An 18,505-nucleotide genomic window follows, 5' to 3' on the forward strand; every position below is an offset into this window, starting at 1 on the left:
AGAGGGGCAGCGACTCAGAACTCGCTGTTGCGGAACGGCTTGGCCGGTGCGTTCAGGTCCGGCTTGCCCAGGACCTTCGGCGAGGACAGTGCGTAGATGCCGTGGTTGGTCAGCGTCCATGCGATGTTGCGGTCCCACTCCACGTACACGCCGTGGGTCTGGTTACCGTACGCGTAGTCCGCGGTGGACGGGCCGTACGCCTTGGGAACGAAGTACGCGGATATCTCCGGCTTTGCCGGCTTGGAGACGTCGAAGAACTGGACGCCCGCGTTGTAGAAGCCGTAGCTCAGGACACCGGCGGTGTGTCGGCCCGGGTTGGTGTAGTAGCCGGTGCGCTTGGGGCCGAAGCTGCCGCGGCGCTGGCAGTAGTCGGTGATGCCGGCGGCCTTCGGCGGGGTCGGGCGGGGGAGGACACCGACGACGCGGGGCTTCTTCGGGTCCCGTGCGTCGATCTGGTAGATGTCCTTGTAGGGCTCGTAGCAGTCCTCGGTGAGCGGGTAGCCCGAGTAGTAGATCATTCCGGTCTTCTCGTACTGGGAGACGTCGATGTTGTCACCCTCGGTGCCCGCCACGGAGGCCGGGAGGTCCAGGTGGCTGACGGTCTTCATGTTCGAGGGGTTCGAGACGTCCAGTACCGTCAGGCCGTAGCCGCCCATCGCGGCGAAGGCGTAGCGTCCGCCCTTCTCGACGGGCTTGGGAAGGAAGAGCGGCATCCGGGCGCCCATCCAACTGGTCCGGTTCCCGCAGCGCGGGTTGTTCCGGTACGCGGCCTCCTCACCGGTCCGCTGGCCCGGCAGGTGCCAGGTGTCGAGGAGCTTCGGGCGGGCCGGGTTGGACATGTCCCAGGACTGGTAGCCCGCCGAGTGCAGATTGGTCGGGTACTCGGTCCCGGAGTAGGTGTCGTTCGGCGCCGTGGCGATGAACATGTACTTCTCGCCGGTCCAGTGCGGCACGTCGATCGAGCCGGAGCCCTGCTGTGCCTTGGCCGGATCGGTGTTCAGCGGGTTGGCCTGGGTGGAGTCGGTGGAAACCGTCGTCAGCAGCTTCCAGTCCTTCTTGCGGGGGCCGTCCAGGCGGAACACCTTGAAGCCCTTGAGCCCCGGCTTGGCCCGCAGCTTCGCGACGCCCTCCGGGTTGTTGTACTTGTCCTTGGGCGGGTGGTCGGAGAGTTCCGAGATCTGACGTCTGCTCTCGAAGCTCTGGACCATGACGTACGCGTTCAGCTTCTTGTTCCACTGGATGGTGGAGGCGCCCCAGTAGTCGTGCGCCGCCCAGTCGCCGTTCGCCCGGGTCTCGTCGCCGCCCACGTCCTTGCGGCTCATCCGCTCGACCACCCTGACCTTCTTGATGTCGGTGATGTCGTAGACGCGGCCGTCGGAGCGGCTGTACTGGAAGAGGTAGCGGCGGCCGTCGAAGTCGACGATGTTCTGCCAGGTGTGGAAGTAGTCGGGCGTGAAGTCAGCGCCCTCGTAGGCGGCCTCGACCTTCATGTTCTTGATGTACGAGCGGGTGTCGTACTTCTTGTTGCGGCCCGGGAAGGGGTGCTCGTTCTGCTCGTCGACCGGAGTGAGGGCGGGGTGCCGGAAGCTGCCGTCCAGTTGCATGCCGTACGAGCCGGGGTCGGCCGGCCCGGGGCGGCGGTCCTCGCAGGCGTCGAGGACGTTCGGGTCGGTGGCGGGGGTGGCCGTGGCTGCGGTGTCCGCCCCGGACACACCGGGAACGAGGAGGGTGGCCGTGGCGGCGGCAGCGACCACCGCGGCAAGGGCGGCATTTCTGCGGAGGGGACGCATCTAACGGTCCTTTCGGAGCAGGAAGGGAGCGGGACGTGCGGTGTGCCCCTGGGGACGGGCGGAGTGGGGCCGAATCAGGTGACGGTGGGGCGCTGCCGGAATTCGGGGCTACGGTGCTCGCCGTCGGTCACGACGGCGAGCAGTTCGCGGACGGCGTGCAGGACGTCGGCGTGGGTGACGTAGAGGGCGTTGAATCCGAAGCGGAGCAGGTCGGGGGCGCGCATGTCGCCGATCACTCCGCGGGCGGTGAGCGCGGCCACCAGCGGGTACGCCTCCGCGTGGCGCAGGGCGACCTGGCTGCTGCGGTGCGCCGGGTCGCGCGGGGTGGCCATGGTGAACCCGAGGCCGTCGAGGAGTTCGTCGGCGCACTCCTGGAAGAACCCGGTCAGGGAGAGGTTCTTCTCCCGTACGGCCGTCATCTCCACCCCGTCGAAGGCCGTCAGCGCGGCTTCCAGGGCGAGGAGTGACAGCAGTGGCGGGGTGCTGATCCGGGCCCGGCTGATGTCCGCGCCCGGGGTGTACGTACCGGCCATGGCGAACGGCTCCGCGTGTCCGTGCCAGCCGGTGAGGGGCTGGTCGAAGTCGGGCTGGTGCCGCCGGGCGACGTAGGCGTACGCGGGTGCCCCCGGGCCGCCGGAGAGGTACTTGTAGCCGCAGCCGACCGCGAAGTCCGCTTCGATGGCGTCGAGTTCGACGGGCAGGGCGCCCGCCGCGTGGCACAGGTCCCAGTGCATCAGGGCGCCGGCGGCGTGCGCGGCGGCGGTGAGCTCGGCCATGTCGTACAACTCGCCGGTGCGGTAGTCCACCGGGGCGTAGGCGGCGACGGCGACGTTCCCGGCTTCGGTGGCCAGCACGGCGGCGGCTTCGCGGGCCGGTACCCGGCGGACGTCGAGCCCGAGGAGTCGGCCCACCGAGTCGGCGATGTACTGGTCGGTCGGGAAGTGGTCGGGATCGGTCAGGAGCAGTCGGCGTCCGGGGCGCATCCGGGCGGCGGCGAGCAGGGTGTTGAACAGTTGGACGCTGGTGGAGTCCCCGACGACCGTCTGTCCGGGTGCCGCGCCGATCAGTCGGCCGAGCGCGTCGCCGGCCCGTGTCGGCGCCTCCCACCAGCCGTTGCCGTTCCAGGAACGGATCAGGTCGGTGCCCCACTGTCGGTGCACGGCGTCCTCGACGACCGCCGGGACGGCGGCGGGAAGGGCGCCCAGGGAGTTGCCGTCGAGGTACACGACCCCTTCGGGGAGGAGGAAGCGGGCGCGGACGTGGGCGAGGGGGTCGGCGGCGTCGAGCGCGGCGGCGCGTTCGGTCAGCATGGGGTGTCTCCGTCGTCGTGTGAGGGGGCGGTCCCGGCAGCGGGGGCGGCTTCGCGGTCCCTGGCGAGATCGAGCGCGATGTCCATGAGCAGGTCCTCCTGCCCGCCGACCAGCCGTCGCCGTCCCGCCTCGACCAGCAGGTCGCGGGTGTCGAGCCGATGGCGCAGGGCCGTGTTCTCCGCGTGCCGCAGGAAGCTGGAGTACACCCCGGCGTATCCGAGGGTGAGGGTCTCCCGGTCGACGCGCACGGGCCGGTCCTGCGTCGGCCGTACGAGTTCTTCGGCGGCGTCCATCAGCGGGAACAGCGTGCAACCGTGTTCCCAGCCCATGAGGTCGAACACCGCAACCGTCGGCTCCAACGGCGCGTTGCCGGCGCCGGCGCCCTGCCCGGCGAGGGAGGCGTCGACGCGGTACGCCCCGGCCTCCACCGCCACGATGCTGTTGGCCACGCCCAGACCGAGGTTGTGGTGGGCGTGGATGCCGATCTCGGTGGCCGGATCGAGGGCGTCGCGGTAGGCGCGGACCCGGTCCCGTACGCCGTCCATGGTCAGCCGGCCGCCGGAGTCGGTGACGTAGACGCAGTGTGCGCCGTACGACTCCATGAGGCGGGCCTGTGCGGCCAACTCGGTGGGCGGGGCCAGATGGGACATCATCAGGAAGCCCGACACGTCCATGTCCAGTTCACGGGCCAGGCCGATGTGCTGGGCCGAGATGTCCGCCTCGGTGCAGTGGGTGGCGACGCGGACGGAGGTGACGCCGAGGGAGTGGGCGCGGCGCAGGTCGTCGGCGGTGCCGATGCCGGGCAGCAGCAGGGTGGTGAGCCTGGCCCGGTCGAGCACGTCGGCCGCGGCCTCCAGCCACTCCCAGTCGGTGTGTGCCCCGGGGCCGTAGGTGACGGACGAGCCGGACAGGCCGTCGCCGTGGGCGACTTCGACGGCGTCGACACCGGCCGCTTCGAGGGCGGCGGCGATCGACCGGACCTGATCGAGGGTGTAGCGGTGCGACACGGCATGCATGCCGTCCCGCAGGGTGACGTCCTGGACGTAGACCTTGGTCATCGGACCCGGCTCCGTTCGGCCAGGCGCTCGGCGGTGCGCAGCGCGGCGGAGGTCATGATGTCGAGGTTTCCGGCGTAGGCCGGGAGGTAGTGGGCGGCGCCCTCGACTTCCAGGTAGACGGAGACGAGGAGTCGCCCGCCGCCGGCGAGTCCCGTCAGCGGGTCGTCGGGCGCCAGGGCACGGAACTGCGGCTCCTGCTTGAGCCGGTAGCCGGGCACATAGGCGGCGACGGAGTCGACCATCGCGTGGACGGATGCGGTCACCTGCTGGGTGTCGCAGTCGTCGACGACGCAGTGGACGGTGTCGCGCATCAACAGCGGCGGTTCGGCGGGGTTGAGCACGATGATCGCCTTGCCGCGGGCCGCGCCGCCCACCTGTTCGAGGGCGCGGGAGGTGGTCTCGGTGAACTCATCGATGTTGGCGCGGGTGCCCGGGCCGGCCGACCGGGAGGAGATCGAGGCGACGATCTCCGCATAGTGGACCGGTGCCACCGCCGATACGGCGGCGACGATCGGGACGGTGGCCTGTCCGCCGCAGGTGACCATGTTGACGTTGCGTGCGTCGAGGTGCTCGTCGAGGTTGACGGGCGGGACGACGTACGGGCCGATGGCTGCGGGGGTCAGGTCGACGATCGTCTTGCCGTACGGCGCGAGCGCTGCGGCGTTGCGGTGGTGGGCGGCGGCGGACGTGGCGTCGAAGACCACGTCGATCTCGTCGAACCCGTCGAGGGCCAGCAGCCCGGTCACTCCGTCAGCGCTGGTGGGCACGCCGAGGCGGCGGGCCCGTGCGAGCCCTTCCGACTGCGGGTCGATGCCGATCATCGCGGCTGCGGTGACGTTCCCCGACCCTCTGATGATCTTGATGAGGAGATCGGTGCCGATGTTGCCCGATCCGATCACGGCTGCCTTCATCGGACGGCCTCCTTCGAGAGCGGGGCCAGGCCGAAGAAGCGGACGGCGTTGCCGCCGAGGACGGCGGTCCGCTCCGCCGGGGAGAGTTCGCTCTCCCGGACCAGTCGGCCGATCTCCTCCTCGCCGAGCGGGAAGGGGTGGTCGGAGCCGAGCAGCACCTGTTCGGCGCCCATCACGTCCACGAGGAGCCGTAGCGCGCCGGGGTCGAAGACGGCCGAGTCGACCGAGAAGCGGTCGGTGTAGTGCGAGGGCGGGTGGGGGCTGTCGGCACGCACGAGGTCTCGGCGGTGCCAGGCGTTGTCGGCCCGTCCCAGGAGGTACGGGAAGCTGCCGCCGCCGTGGGCGAACATCAGCCGTAGCGACGCCGGGAGGCGTTCGAAGGCGCCGGACAGGATCAGCGACAGGATGGTCAGATGGGTCTCGCCGGCCATGCCCGCGAGCCACGCCAACATGTACCGGGAGAACCTCGGCCCGGACGGCAGGTCCCAGGGGTGGACCAGGACGGCCGCGTCCTCTTCGGCGCAGTGCGCGAGGAACTCGATCAGCGCTCCGTGGTCGAGGTCGTGATCGCCGAGGTGGTTGCCGATGTGGACGCCGTGGAAGCCCTGCCGCATCGCCTCGCTGAGCATCGCGCAGGCGGCTTCGGTGTCCTGGAGGGGCACCTGGCAGAGCGGGGCCAGCCGGTCCGGGGCGTGTGCGGCGTACCGCAGCAGATGTGCGTTGACGGTCCGACACCAGTCGGCGGCGCGCTCGGGTTCGAGGTCGTAGCCGAACAGCATGGGGGTGCTGGACAGCACCTGTACGTCCACGCCGAGCCGGTCCAGGTCGGCGACGCGTTCCGCCGGGTCCCACAGGGTGCGGCTCACCGGCCGGTACTCGGTGGCACCGGCCATCATCATTCCGGTGCCCGGTCCGTCCGTGGTGCGCAGCCAGGGGCCGTCGTCGGAGCCGGTGAGCAGCCGGGATTCGGCGCGGCCGATCTCCGGGAAGACGTGGGCGTGCACGTCGACGACGGTCACGCGCCGGCCTCCTCGTCGCGGCGGGTGCGTGGACGCAGTTGTTCGGGCCAGTCCCGGCCGGGGTGCACTGCGGTGCAGTTCGGGCAGGTGCGGGCGGCCGTGTCGGCGTAGAAGGCGCCGAACACCGGTGGCAGGTCGTCGACGATCGAGGTGAGCTGGACCTCGCTGCGGTGCACCAGGTGGTGGCACTCCATGCAGTACCACTCGAAGGCGTCGCGGTGTCCCTGCGGCCGGGCGAACTCGACGACGAGGCCGATGCTGTCCTCCTCCGGCCGCTGCGGGGAGTGCCGCAGGTGCGCCGGGGCGAGGAACACGTCTCCCTCACGGATGTGGATGTCGCGCGGCGGTCGGCCCTCCTCCTCCATGACGCGGAGCACCATGTCGCCCTTGAGCTGGTAGAAGAACTCCTCGATGGGGTCGTCGTGGAAGTCGGTGCGCCGGTTGGGGCCGCCCACGACCGTCACCATCAGATCGGCGTCCTGCCAGATCTGGACGTTGCCGACCGGCGGCTTGAGCAGGTGCCGGTTCTCCTCGATCCAGGACTGGAGGTTGAACGGTCTCATGGTCATCGGCGCTGTTCCTTGCTCTGGGGCAGATGAGCGCTCTGGAGAAGGCGGGCGCTCTCGGGGAGGTGGGCCACTCCGCTGATCTCGATCAGCAGGTGGGGGTGGGGCAACTGGTGGACGGCGACGGTGGTGCGGGTCGGCCCGTCCTCGTCGAAGTGCTCGGCGTAGACCTCGTTGTAGCCGCCGAAGTCGTTCATGCTGACGAGGTACGTGGTGACCGACACCAGGTCGTCGAGGCCGCCGCCGGCCGCGGCGAGCAACGTCGCGATGTTGTCGAGCACGGCCCGGGTCTGGGCGCGGATGTCGAGGTCCGTCACGCCCATCGGGTCGACGTTGGCTCCGACGAAGGTGCCGTCGGGGCGTCGGGAGCTCGTGCCGGATACGAAGACGAAGTCGCCTGCGCGACGCAGATGCGGGAAACGGCCGCGGGGCGGGGCGGCGCCGGGGACGATCATGCGCCCTCCTCGGTGGCGGTCCGTGCGGTGGTGGCGGTGAACTGGACGGCGCCGAGACCCGTGACCGTCGCCCGTACGTGTGTACCGGGGGGTAGTGGTACGGCGGCGGTCGCCGCGCCGGCGAGGATCACGGTGCCGGGCTCCAGCGGACCGCAGAGCCGGACCGCGGCTGCCAGGGCGCGCAGCGGGTGTCCGAGGATCGCCGCGGTGGAACCGGTCTCGGCCGGGCGTCCGTCGAGTTCCAGCAGGACGCCGAGGTTGCCCAGGTCGCTCGGTCCGCCCGGGGAACGCAACGCGCTCCAGGGCCCCACGACGTAGGCAGCGGCCGAGGTGTTGTCGGCGATCACCTCGGGCAGGGAGAACCGGAAGCCGTCGTACCGCGAGTCGATGACCTCAAGGGCGGGCGCCACCGCCGCAACGGCCGCCGTCGGATCGGCGCCCGGCCGCAGGGTGTCCCCCAGGAGGAACGCCACCTCCGGCTCGACCCGCGGATGGATCAGCCCCGAGAGGTCGTACTGTCCCCCGTCGGGGATCTCCATCCGGTCCGTCAGCCGTCCGTGGATCAGATCCGCAACGCCCATCTGCCGCATCTTGGCGAGGCTGGTGAATCCCAGCTTGACGCCGGTGAGCCGCTCGCCGCGGGCCAGCCGTCGCACGATCAGGGCGTCTTGGACGGCGTATGCCTCGGTGGTGTCCTCCAGGCCGGTGACACCCCCCGGGAGCGGGCGCGCGTTCAGCGCCGCACGGTCGAGGGACTCGGCGAGTGCCGTGATGGTCATCGGACCGCCCCTTCCGTGTCGAGGTGCCCGAAGGCCGCGCGCACCGAGCCGAGCCCGTCGACACGGGCCTCGAACACATCACCGGGCTCGACGGTGGCCATGGGCCCGAGCGCCCCGGTGAGCACGGTGTCCCCGGCCCGCAGCGGACTGCCGAGCCGTACGAGCGTGTCGGCCAGCCAGATGGCCGCGTGCAGTGGGTTTCCGAGGCAGGCGACGCCCGCACCGGTGGAGACGGGCTCGCCCCGGCGCTCCAACACCATGCCGGCGGTCCGCAGATCGAGTTCCCGCAGCAGCACGGGCCTGGTGCCCAACACGTACGCACCGCTGGAGGCGTTGTCGGCGATGGTGTCCACGGCCGAGATGTCCCAGTCGCGGATCCGGCTGCCGACCACCTCGATGGCGGGCAGTGCGAAGGCGGTCGCCCGGATCACGTCGGCCACGGTGTGCCGCTCGTGCAGGAGATCGCGTTCGAGGACCAGGGCGACTTCGGCCTCTGCCCTGGGCTGGAGCACCGAGCCCCACGGGATCTCGGCGCCATCCGGTACGGCGGTGTCGTCGATGAGGGCACCGAAGTCCGGTGTGTCGACGCCGAGTTGTCGCTGGACGGCGGTCGAGGTGAGGCCGATCTTCCAGCCGGTGATGCGGCGGCCCCGGGCCAGGCTCCGTTCGGTCAGGAGGGACTGGACGGCGTAGGCGGCCTCCAGGTCACCGGGCGGAAGGAGGTCGCGGACCGGTGCACACGGGACGCCTGTGCGGTGCGCCTCGTCGAGGCGCTCGGCGGCCCTCGTCACCGGGTCGCGCGGCGCGCCCGCCCTGTTCGCGGTGTCGTCCGTCGTACTCACAGCTTCACGCACACATTCATCGGTTCGGAGAAGAAGTCGAGGGAGTGGTCGCCGCCCTCACGGCCGATCCCGGACGCCTTCACACCGCCGAAGGGCGTACGGAGGTCACGCAGGTTCCAGGTGTTGACCCAGGCGGTGCCGACCTCCAGGGCGGGGGCGACACGGTGGGCGCGGCTCACGTCACCGGTCCACACCGTGGCGGCCAGTCCGTACGGGCTGGCGTTGGCGAGGGCCAACGCCTCGTCCTCGGTGTCGAAGGGCGCGAGGTGCACGACCGGGCCGAAGATCTCGTCCCGCACTGCCGGGTGGTCCTCCGGCAGTCCGGCCAGCACGGTGGGTTCCACCCAGAACCCGCCGTCCCGCTCGTCCCCGAAGCGCGGCACCCCGCCGCCCGCCAGGACGTCCCCGTCGGCGGCGGCCCGCTCCAGATGACCCAGCACCTTGTCCCGGTGGGCGGCGGAGACCATCGGGCCGTAGCCGGACAGTTCCTTCGCACCCGCGGCGAGCGCAGCCGCGAATGCGTCGAAAACAGACCGCTGCACGTACAGCCGCTCGGTGCACAGACAGACCTGCCCGCTGTGGGTGAAGGCGGAGCGGAGGGTGCCGGCGACGGCCTGCTCAAGATCCGCGTCGGCGAAGACGAGTCCGGCGTTCTTACCGCCCAGTTCGAAGGAGACCGGCGCCAACCGGTCCGCGGCCGCTCGCATGATCATCGATCCGGTGCGCGACTCGCCCGTGAAGGCGACGGCGTCCACCCCGGGGTGCTCGGTGAGCCACTGGCCGGCCGCGTCCGCGCCCGGGCCGTGCACGAGGTTGAAGACGCCCGGCGGAACCTCCGCCTCGGCCATCACCTCGGCCAGCAGACAGGCCGTGCCGGGGGTGAGTTCCGACGGCTTGGCCACCACCGTGTTGCCCGTCGCGAGGGCGGGCGCGACCTTCCAGGTGAGCAGGAGCAGCGGCAGGTTCCACGGCGAGATCACCGCGACGACGCCGAGCGGCTTGTGGACGGTGTAGTTCAGCGCGCCACGGCCGTCCGGGGTGGTGGTGTGCCAGGACCGTTCGCTGCGCCCGGCCAGGAGGTCCGCGTAGGAGCGAAAGTTGGCCACGGCCCGCGGGATGTCGACCGTCGAGGCCAACGCGCGCGGCTTGCCGGTGTCGGCGCATTCGGCTGTGACGAACTCATCGAAGCGCTGCTCGATCCCGTCGGCGATCCGGTGCAGCAACCGCGACCGCTCGGCCGGGCTCCATGCCGCCCACGGCCCGCGCAGCGCCTCCCGGGCTGCACGAACCGCCCGGTCGACCACCTCCCGGGACGCTTGCGGTACCTCGCCGGCGACGCGCCCGGTGACCGGGTCGACGAGCGGAAGCGGCACGCCGGACGCGTCGAACCCGCCTCCTACGTAATGCCGCACGGGTGAACTCACGCTGTAGACCTCCGTTACTGAGCCGGGGTATGTCCGAAAATCACCCCGGGGCGTGCCGGTATATTGCACCCACCCAGATATGCCGATCCAATGCCGATCGGCACGCGAGATATAGCAATCCTGGTATGGCACGGGCACACCGCCCCACCTCCCCGGAAGGAGCCCGCTGCGATGGACCTCCTGGACGGCCGGTTGAAGTTCCGACACCTGACCCTGCTCATCGCGGTGTACGAGCACGGGAGCGTCGTACGGGCCGCCGAATCGCTGCACCTCACCCAGCCCGCCGCGACCCGCACCCTCCACGAACTGGAAGCCATCGCCGACCTGCCGCTCTTCGTCCGCGTACCGCGGGGGATGCGGCCCACCGTCTACGGCGAAGCCCTGGCGGATCACGCCCGCGCCGTGGTCGCCGAAATACGCCGGGCCGGGGACCACCTCACCGGACTCCGTCAGGGCCTGGATGGCACGGTGACCGTGGGAACGCTGCTGGCCGGCGCCAATGTGCTCCTGCCCCGGGCGGTCGCAGGGCTCAAACGAGAACGCCCCCGGCTCACCGTGGTCGTACGGGAGGGAACCCCGGACGTCCTCCACCCGGCGCTGCTGGCGGGCGAACTGGACGTCATCGTGGGACGGGTGGGATCGACGCCCGCGGAAGGGGACGGGCTCCGGCAGCGGCGGCTGTACCGGGAGCCCATCCGGCTCGCCGTCCGCTCCGGCCACCCGCTCCTCGACGCCGTGGGCGTCACGCTCGCGGACACCCTCGGATTCCCCTGGATCCTGCCCGTCGAACAGACCGCTCTGCGCCAGGAACTCGGCGCCCTCTTCGTGGACCGGGGCCTCGCGCTGCCCGCGGACCGCGTCGAATGCACGTCCATCCTCACCATGCGGGCGCTGCTGCTCCAGACGGACATGGTGGCGCTCCTGCCCGAACTGGTCCTGCGCGAGGACGAGCACCTCGCCGCGCTACCGGTCGAACTCCCCTCGGTGGGACGCACGGTGGGCACCACGGAGGCGGCCCACCGCACGCGCACCCCGGCCCTCCAGGCGCTGCTCCACCACCTCGACCAGGAAGCGATCCTGCTGCGCGAGACGCTCGGCGGAACAGCGACGGCCCGTTAGACGAGAACCGGGCGGCCTGGGCGCATCGCGGCTTCAGGCGATGTGGACGCCGATGAGGCAGGTGTCGTCGTCGGTGTCCGACCGGCTGCGGTCGAGCAGGTCGTCGAGGCGCTGCTCAAGGGGCTGGTCGGGCCCGGTCGCAGAAGTGAGGAGTTGGGTCAGCGCGTCGTCGAGGGCGAGGTCCCTGCGTTCCACGAGTCCGTCCGAGTACATGAGCAGCGTGTCGCCCGCCTCCAGTTGCATCTGCTGCTCGCTGTAGGAGACGTCGGCCACGGCTCCGAGGAGGAGTCCCCGTCCCAGCGGGAACGACCTCGCCTTCTGGTTCCGGATCAGTACGGGAGGGAGGTGCCCCGCCCTGGCCCAGCGCAACACACGTGTGCGGCGGTCGTAGAGCCCGCAGACGGCGGTGGCGGTGATCTGTTGGTCGAGGTGGTGGGCGACGAGGTTCAGCCAGGTGAGGAGCTGCCCCGGACCGGCTCCGGTGACCGCGAGCCCCCGGAGCGCATTGCGCAGCACCACCATGCTGGTGGCGGCTCCGATGCCGTGTCCTGCGATGTCACCCACGCAGAGCAGGATCTGTCCGGAGGGCAGGACGACGCTGTCGTACCAGTCGCCACCGACGAGTGCGTCCGTCGCGGCGGGGCGGTAGCGCACCGCGACGCTCAGTCCGGTCAGATCGAGCGGTCCCCGCCTGGGAGGCATGATGGCGTGTTGGAGTTGCAGGGCGAGCCGGTTGCGTTCCTCGGATTCGGCCTCGCTGTGCGCGAGCCGGTCGCGGGTGGCGTGGAGGGCGACCTCGGTCCAGTGTTGGGATGAAATGTCCTGGTAGGCACCGCGTACCGTGCTGATCCGCTGTTCAGCGTCGAGAACCGGTTCCGCGATGACGCGGATGTGTCGGGTGATCCCGTCGGGACGCCGCAGCCTGAAGGTGACGGACGAGGGCCGCCGGTACTGGAAGACCGTGTGCAGCAGACGGTCGATGACGGCCGCGTCGTCCGGGTGGGCATGGGCGGCCAGGCCCCGCAGCGGCAGTGGCGCCGAGGTGGGCTTGCGGCCGTGGAGTTCGAACAACTGGCTGTTCCAGATGATCTCGCCCGTGGTCAGGTTCTCCTCGAACGCACCGATCCTGCCGAGGCGCTGGGCGTGCTGCAAGAGGCTCGCGAGCCTCGCGCTCTCGTCCTCGATCCGCCAGATGAGCACCAAAGCCCCGCCGTGGCGGCTGATGCTGACATCGGCGACCGCCATCAGGGCGACCTGGTCGACCAGGGCCGTGAGGTTCATGTTCCGGGCCCGGAAGGGCTCTCCGGTGGCATGGACCCGTTCGATCCTCCCGTAGAGGCCGTGCTCCTCGGCGGCCAGCGGGTACGCCTCCAACAGCAGGGCGCCCCGGACCTGGCCGGGTGGGCGGCCCGCGGGATCAGTGAACCGGCTGTTGACGTGTCGAATGCGGAAGTCGGTGAGGTGTCCTCGGGAGTCCAGATGGGGGGTGAGGATGAGCACCGGATCGCTGAGACCCTCCGCGAGCTCGATCAGCTCGGTGACGGCAGGGGGCGCGACCGCCGCCGACGTGGCGTGGACGGGCCGGGTCTCCAGGCTGTGGGCGCACAGTTGGGCGAGTGCCTCGATCTGGCGGATGATCTGCGGGGGCTGCGGTGACAGGGGTCCCGGCCAGCAGATTTCGAGTACGCCGTGCAGGCGTCCCCCGGTTCCGGCGGGCACGGCCATTCTGCCGCCCTCGGGCCACTCCGCCCGACCGAGGGAAGGGGTCGCCGCGTCCGTGAGGCTGCGGATGGTGATGAGCCTGCGTTCGTCCAGAGCACGACGGGCGAGGGTGGCGACACCGGGCGGGACGTGGTGCCAGCGGGCAGCCTCCTGCGGAGTGAAACCCGCGGAGCCACCGAGGGCGAACGATCCGTCTCCCTGTGCGGTCCATATCGCCACCGCGCACGCGCCCAGCGGACGCGCGGCGTTGTCGAGCAGCGCGTGCGCCATGGCCTGGGTGTCACCGGCGGCGAGGATGCCGCTCTCCGCCGTCCGCAGACGGACGGCGGCGGTGGGCGTCTCCCGGTCGGTTGATGAAGGGGCGGTGCGCTGGAGGAACTCGGCCGCGACCTGGCTGACGTGGTCGCGGGCGGCTTCGTTCACGATGTCCGCGGCGAGTTCCAGGAGGCCGAGGCCCGCGCGGTCGGCGAGGGCCGCCAGTTGGCGGGCTGCCTGGGCCGGTCCACAGCCGAGCCGCTCGATGAGGATGCCCTTCGCCATCTCCACCAGGGCGCGGCCGTCCGCCGCGGCATGAGCGGCCTGGACCTCACCCCTCAGCCGTTCCACCGTGGCCGCGAGTCTGCCGAGGGGCGAACCGACAGGGGGCGCCTTATCGGCCGTGGCGGTTTCCTCCCCGGATGCGGATGCGGATGCGGATGCGGATGCGGATGCGGATGCGGATGCGGATGCGGGGAGAACGCCCGGGTCGGCCGCCCGTTCCTGCGGGGCGGTTCTGCGGGGGCTGTCAGCAGTGCTCACCGTGGATGCCTGTTTTCTGGACGTCAGTCGTCATGGGGCTGGAGGGGGCGACTAGCTGCCCTTCTTCGGTCCGCGTGGGGAGAGCCACCGCCGGACGCAATCGATGAGGTCGTTCGCGTCCACCGGCTTGGTCACGTAGTCGCTCGCTCCCGATGCCAGACTCTTCTCCCGGTCGCCCGGCATCGCCTTGGCGGTGACCGCGATGATCGGCAGTTCGGCGTGGGCGGGCATCCGACGGATCTCCTCGGTCGCCGTGTAGCCGTCCATCTCGGGCATCATCACGTCCATCAGGATGAGATCGACCCGGGGATGTCGGGCCAGGGCCTCGATGCCCCTGCGGCCGTTCTCCGCGTGCACGACACGGATGCCGTGCAGTTCCAGGATGCCGCTGAGCGCATAGAGGTTGCGGGCGTCGTCATCGACGACGAGGACGGTGCGTTCGGCCAGCGACGCATCGACGGGTTGGGCCGCGAGTCGGCCCGCGTCCTCGGCACGGACCAGCGGCAGCACGCTGCCGGGCTGCTCGGCCGCCAGATGGAGCGCGATGCGCTCGCGCAACTCGTCCAGGCTGGAGAGCAGTTCCAGGGGCCGGCTCTCGGCCCTGCGCAGAAGTGCCTGTTCCTGTGCCGGGTTGAGGCGCCGGTTGTTGTGGGCGAGGACCGGCAGGGCGGTGAGCGCCGGGTCGCCGTCCATGTGTTCCAGGAACCGCAGCGCTGCACCGTCCGGCAGTTCGAGGTCGAGGACGACGCAGTGGACGGGCTCGGCGGCGAGCGCGGTCGCCGCCTCCTGCGCACCGAGCGCGGTGATCACGGAGGTGTCCGGCTGGTGATCGGCCCGCTCGTGCCCGGCCGCGAGATTGGCGGCGGCACTCTCGGCGACGAGCGAGAGCAGGCCGTGGGGGCGTTCCTCGATCACCAGAAGACGGCGCTGCTGGCGCGGCATCGGAACGGTGGGCTGCTCATGCGGTGATGGGCCGGCCGTGTCGGGACCGTCGGTCTGGTCCTCGAAACCCGCCCGGGTGAGGGGAAGGTACAGGGTGAAGACGCTGCCCATGCCCGGAGTGCTCTGCGCGGTCACCACTCCGCCGAGTACCTGGGCGATCTCCCGACTGATCGACAGGCCGAGGCCGGTGCCGCCGTACCGGCGGCTGGTGGTGCCGTCCGCCTGTTGGAAGGCTCCGAAGATCGCTTCGAGTTGCTGCTCGGCGATGCCGATGCCGGTGTCCTTCACCCGGAAGGCGACGACGGGACCGCTGTGGTCCATGCCCCTCGGCAGCTCGGATTCCAGGGCGGGCTCGATCTGTAGCTCGACTCCCCCGTCCTCGGTGAACTTGACGGCGTTGGAGAGGAGATTGCGCAGCACCTGCCGCAGCCGGGAGTCGTCGGTGACCAGTTCGCCGGGGACCCCGGGAGCGGTGGTGACCGAGAAGCTGAGGCTCTTGTGCGTGGTCATCGGGCGGAAGGTCGCCTCCACGTAGTCGAGGAGTTGCCGCAGCGGGATCCGTTCCGGATGGATGTCCATCTTCCCGGCCTCGACCTTGGAGAGGTCGAGGATGTCATTGATCAGTTGAAGCAGGTCGGAGCCGGCCGAGTGGATGATCCCCGCGTACTCGACCTGCTTCGGGCTGAGGTTGCGCGTGGGGTTCTGGGCCAGCAACTGGGCCAGGATCAGCAGGCTGTTGAGCGGTGTGCGCAGTTCGTGGCTCATGTTGGCCAGGAACTCCGACTTGTACTTGGAGGCGAGGGAGAGTTGCTGCGCCCGGGTCTCCAGCTCCTGGCGGGCCTGTTCGATCTCCAGGTTCTTGGTCTCGATGTCGTGGTTCTGCGTGGCGAGCAGGGCGGCCTTCTCCTCCAGTTCCGCATTGGAGCGTTGGAGTTCGTCCTGTTGGACCTGGAGCTCCTCGGATCGGGCCTGGAGTTCGCCGGCGAGCCGCTGGGACTCCCCGAGGAGTTCGTCGGTACGGGCGTTGGCGACGATGGTGTTGACATTGACGCCGATGGTCTCCATCAGCTGGTCGAGGAAGTCGCGGTGCACCGGGGTGAACGAGGTGAACGAGGCCAGTTCGATGACCCCGAGGACCTGGTCCTCGACCACGATCGGCAGGATGATGAGGCTGCCGGGAGTGGTCTCGCCGAGCCCCGACGAGATGACGTAGTCACCGGGCACCTCGTCCGCGGCGATCGTGCGGCGGCTGCGGGCCGCCTGCCCGACGAGGGACTCCCCCGGCCCGAAGCGGCCGGTCACACTGCCGGGCGGGCGCCCGTACCAACCGACGAGGGTGAGTTCCGTGCCGTTCGCACCGTCGTCGGCGAGGTAGAACGCCCCGTACTGGGCGGCGACCAGCGGGGTCAGTTCGTCCATCACCAACTCTGCGACCAGGGACAGGTCCCGGTGCCCCTGCATCAGCGAGGAGATCCGGGCCAGATTGGACTTGAGCCAGTCCTGTTCCTGATTGGCCCGGGTGGTCTCGCGGAGGGAGCCGACCATGGAGTTGATGTTGTCCTTGAGTTCGGCGACCTCGCCCGAGGCGTCCACCGTGATCGAGCGGGTCAGATCGCCTTCGGCCACGGCGCTGGCGACCTCGGCGATCGCCCGTACCTGCCGGGTCAGGTTGCCTGCGAGTTCGTTGACGTTCTCCGTGAGACGCTTCCAGGTGCCGGAGACGCCCTCCACCTCGGCCTGCCCACCGAGCCGGCCTTCACTGCCCACCTCACGGGCCACACGCGTCACTTCGGCGGCGAAAGCCGACAGTTGGTCCACCATCGTGTTGATGGTCGTCTTGAGCTCCAGGATCTCGCCCCGCGCATCGACGTCGATCTTCTTCGACAGGTCTCCGTTGGCGACCGCCGTGGTCACCTGGGCGATGTTCCGGACCTGTCCGGTGAGGTTGTTCGCCATCGAGTTGACGTTGTCCGTGAGGTCCTTCCAGGTGCCGGCGACGTTCGGAACCCTGGCCTGGCCACCGAGGCGCCCTTCCGTGCCCACCTCCCGCGCCACCCGCGTGACCTCGTCCGCGAACGCCGACAGGGTGTCGACCATGGTGTTGATCACCCCCGCCAGGGCCGCCACCTCCCCCTTCGCCTCGACGGTGATCTTCTGCGAGAGGTCGCCTCGGGCCACCGCCGTGGCGACCTGGGCGATGGAGCGCACCTGCCCCGTCAGATTGGACGCCATGACATTGACGTTGTCCGTGAGGTCCTTCCAGGTGCCCGAGACCCCTCGTACGGTCGCCTGCCCGCCGAGGTTGCCCTCGGTGCCGACCTCGCGAGCCACCCGCGTGACCTCGTCTGCGAACGCCGACAGCTGATCCACCATCGTGTTGATGGTCTCCTTCAGCTCCAGGATCTCGCCCCGCGCGTCCACGCGGATCTTCTGGGACAGATCCCCCTGCGCCACGGCAGTGGTGACCTCGGCGATGGAACGCACCTGTGCGGTCAGGTTGTCACCCATGACGTTGACGGACTCCGTGAGGTCCTTCCAAGTCCCGGAGACGCCCTTGACATCGGCCTGACCGCCGAGCCGGCCTTCGGTGCCGACCTCGCGGGCCACCCGCGTGACCTCGTCCGCGAACGCCGACAGCTGATCCACCATCGTGTTGATGGTGTTCTTGAGCTCCAGGATCTCCCCGCGCGCCGTCACGGTGATCTTCTGCGAGAGGTCACCCTTGGCAACCGCCGTCGCCACCTGCGCGATTGAGCGCACCTGTGCGGTGAGGTTGCCGGCCATCGAGTTCACCGAGTCGGTCAGATCACGCCAGGTGCCGGAGACGCCCTTGACATCGGCCTGACCGCCGAGCTGGCCCTCCGTACCCACCTCGCGCGCCATTCGGGTGACCTCGTCCGCGAACGACGACAACTGGTCGACCATGGTGTTGATGGTGTTCTTGAGCTCCAGGATCTCGCCGCGCGCATCGACGGTGATCTTCTGGGAGAGGTCGCCCTTGGCGACCGCGGTGGTCACCTGGGCCACATTGCGGACCTGGTCGGTGAGGTTGCCGGCCATGAAGTTCACCGAGTCGGTCAGCTCGCGCCAGACACCGCCCACGCCCGGCACCTCGGCCTGCCCGCCGAGCCGGCCCTCGCTGCCCACCTCGCGCGCCACCCGTGTGACCTCGTCGGCGAACGCCGACAGCTGATCCACCATCGTGTTGACCGTGCTCTTGAGCTCCAGGATCTCCCCGCGCGCATCGACGTCGATCTTCTGCGACAGGTCACCCTTGGCAACCGCCGTCGCCACCTGCGCGATGTCACGGACCTGGGTGGTGAGGTTACCGGCCATCGCATTGACGGAGTCCGTCAGATCCGCCCAGGTGCCGGAGACCCCAGGCACCTCCGCCTGCCCGCCGAGCGTCCCCTCGGTACCCACCTCGCGGGCCACCCTGGTCACTTCGGAGGTGAACAGGGACAACTGGTCGACCATCCCGTTGAAAACGGTGGCGATCTCACCCAGGAGCCCGTCGGCCTCGCCCGGCAGACGTGTCCCGAAATCCCCGTCGCGCACCGCCGTCAGCCCGGCCAGCAACTGCCGGAGCTCCAGTTCGCCCACGCCGCCGGAGTCGCCCGACCCCCGTGACCCCTGCTCCATGTCCTGGGCTCTCGCCTGCACCTTGCCCCACCTTTCCCGATCGCCGGCCGTTCGGTCCGGTCAGGGGACGCACGACCGCCGCACAATGAAGGAGCGGCCACACTGCCACCCACGCCAGCCGGGAATCA

At 70.1% G+C, this 18,505-nt stretch carries 13 protein-coding genes; 1 reads left to right on the plus strand and 12 read right to left on the minus strand.

Features of this window, described 5'->3' with window-relative positions; all coding sequences use genetic code 11:
- Window positions 1-14: 14 nt before the first annotated feature.
- The 10 genes from ABZ348_RS01430 to ABZ348_RS01475 form a co-directional block, all read right to left on the minus strand.
- Window positions 15-1,790, minus strand: coding sequence for a hypothetical protein (locus ABZ348_RS01430; protein ID WP_358928127.1), 1,776 nt, complete (start codon window positions 1,788-1,790; stop codon window positions 15-17).
- 74 nt (window positions 1,791-1,864) lie between these two features.
- On the minus strand, window positions 1,865-3,100 hold the full coding sequence (gene kynU, locus ABZ348_RS01435) for a kynureninase (RefSeq protein ID WP_358928128.1): 1,236 nt from the start codon (window positions 3,098-3,100) through the stop codon (window positions 1,865-1,867).
- Window positions 3,094-4,158 (minus strand): 4-hydroxy-2-oxovalerate aldolase, encoded by a 1,065-nt coding sequence (dmpG, locus tag ABZ348_RS01440; RefSeq protein WP_358928129.1) that lies wholly within the window; start codon window positions 4,156-4,158, stop codon window positions 3,094-3,096. The genes kynU and dmpG overlap by 7 nt, the downstream gene beginning before the upstream one ends.
- Window positions 4,155-5,069: an acetaldehyde dehydrogenase (acetylating) gene (locus tag ABZ348_RS01445; protein WP_358928130.1), complete on the minus strand. Its 915-nt coding sequence runs from the start codon at window positions 5,067-5,069 to the stop codon at window positions 4,155-4,157. Before ABZ348_RS01445 ends, dmpG begins: the two co-directional genes overlap by 4 nt.
- The gene (locus ABZ348_RS01450; RefSeq protein WP_358928131.1) at window positions 5,066-6,088 is read right to left on the minus strand and encodes an amidohydrolase family protein; all 1,023 of its coding nucleotides are present in this window, start codon (window positions 6,086-6,088) and stop codon (window positions 5,066-5,068) included. The genes ABZ348_RS01445 and ABZ348_RS01450 overlap by 4 nt, the downstream gene beginning before the upstream one ends.
- On the minus strand, window positions 6,085-6,657 hold the full coding sequence (locus ABZ348_RS01455) for a 3-hydroxyanthranilate 3,4-dioxygenase (RefSeq protein ID WP_358928132.1): 573 nt from the start codon (window positions 6,655-6,657) through the stop codon (window positions 6,085-6,087). The genes ABZ348_RS01450 and ABZ348_RS01455 overlap by 4 nt, the downstream gene beginning before the upstream one ends.
- Entirely contained in the window at window positions 6,654-7,109 is a 456-nt protein-coding gene (locus ABZ348_RS01460) for a RidA family protein (RefSeq protein WP_358928133.1), read from the minus strand. Before ABZ348_RS01460 ends, ABZ348_RS01455 begins: the two co-directional genes overlap by 4 nt.
- A complete protein-coding gene (locus ABZ348_RS01465) occupies window positions 7,106-7,888 on the minus strand; it encodes a fumarylacetoacetate hydrolase family protein (RefSeq protein WP_358928135.1) in 783 nt (260 codons plus the stop codon). The genes ABZ348_RS01460 and ABZ348_RS01465 overlap by 4 nt, the downstream gene beginning before the upstream one ends.
- Window positions 7,885-8,730 (minus strand): fumarylacetoacetate hydrolase family protein, encoded by an 846-nt coding sequence (locus ABZ348_RS01470; protein WP_358928137.1) that lies wholly within the window; start codon window positions 8,728-8,730, stop codon window positions 7,885-7,887. The genes ABZ348_RS01465 and ABZ348_RS01470 overlap by 4 nt, the downstream gene beginning before the upstream one ends.
- A complete protein-coding gene (locus ABZ348_RS01475; protein ID WP_358928781.1) occupies window positions 8,727-10,103 on the minus strand; it encodes a 2-hydroxymuconic semialdehyde dehydrogenase in 1,377 nt (458 codons plus the stop codon). Before ABZ348_RS01475 ends, ABZ348_RS01470 begins: the two co-directional genes overlap by 4 nt.
- A 222-nt stretch (window positions 10,104-10,325) precedes the next feature.
- Here ABZ348_RS01475 and ABZ348_RS01480 point away from each other — a divergent pair, with 222 nt between their 5' ends.
- Complete coding sequence (locus ABZ348_RS01480) at window positions 10,326-11,273, plus strand: LysR substrate-binding domain-containing protein (protein WP_358928138.1); 948 nt, start codon at window positions 10,326-10,328, stop codon at window positions 11,271-11,273.
- 33 nt (window positions 11,274-11,306) lie between these two features.
- Here ABZ348_RS01480 and ABZ348_RS01485 read toward each other — a convergent pair whose 3' ends face one another.
- Complete coding sequence (locus tag ABZ348_RS01485) at window positions 11,307-13,793, minus strand: SpoIIE family protein phosphatase (RefSeq protein ID WP_358928140.1); 2,487 nt, start codon at window positions 13,791-13,793, stop codon at window positions 11,307-11,309.
- Between the two features lie 51 nt (window positions 13,794-13,844).
- Window positions 13,845-18,398 carry a HAMP domain-containing protein gene (locus ABZ348_RS01490; RefSeq protein WP_358928142.1) on the minus strand — a complete coding sequence of 1,518 codons (4,554 nt, stop codon included), beginning with the start codon at window positions 18,396-18,398 and terminating at the stop codon, window positions 13,845-13,847.
- Between the last annotated feature and the right edge of the window lie 107 nt (window positions 18,399-18,505).

Source organism: Streptomyces sp. NPDC005963, from assembly GCF_040638655.1.
In the GTDB taxonomy this organism is placed as follows: Bacteria; Actinomycetota; Actinomycetes; order Streptomycetales; family Streptomycetaceae; genus Streptomyces.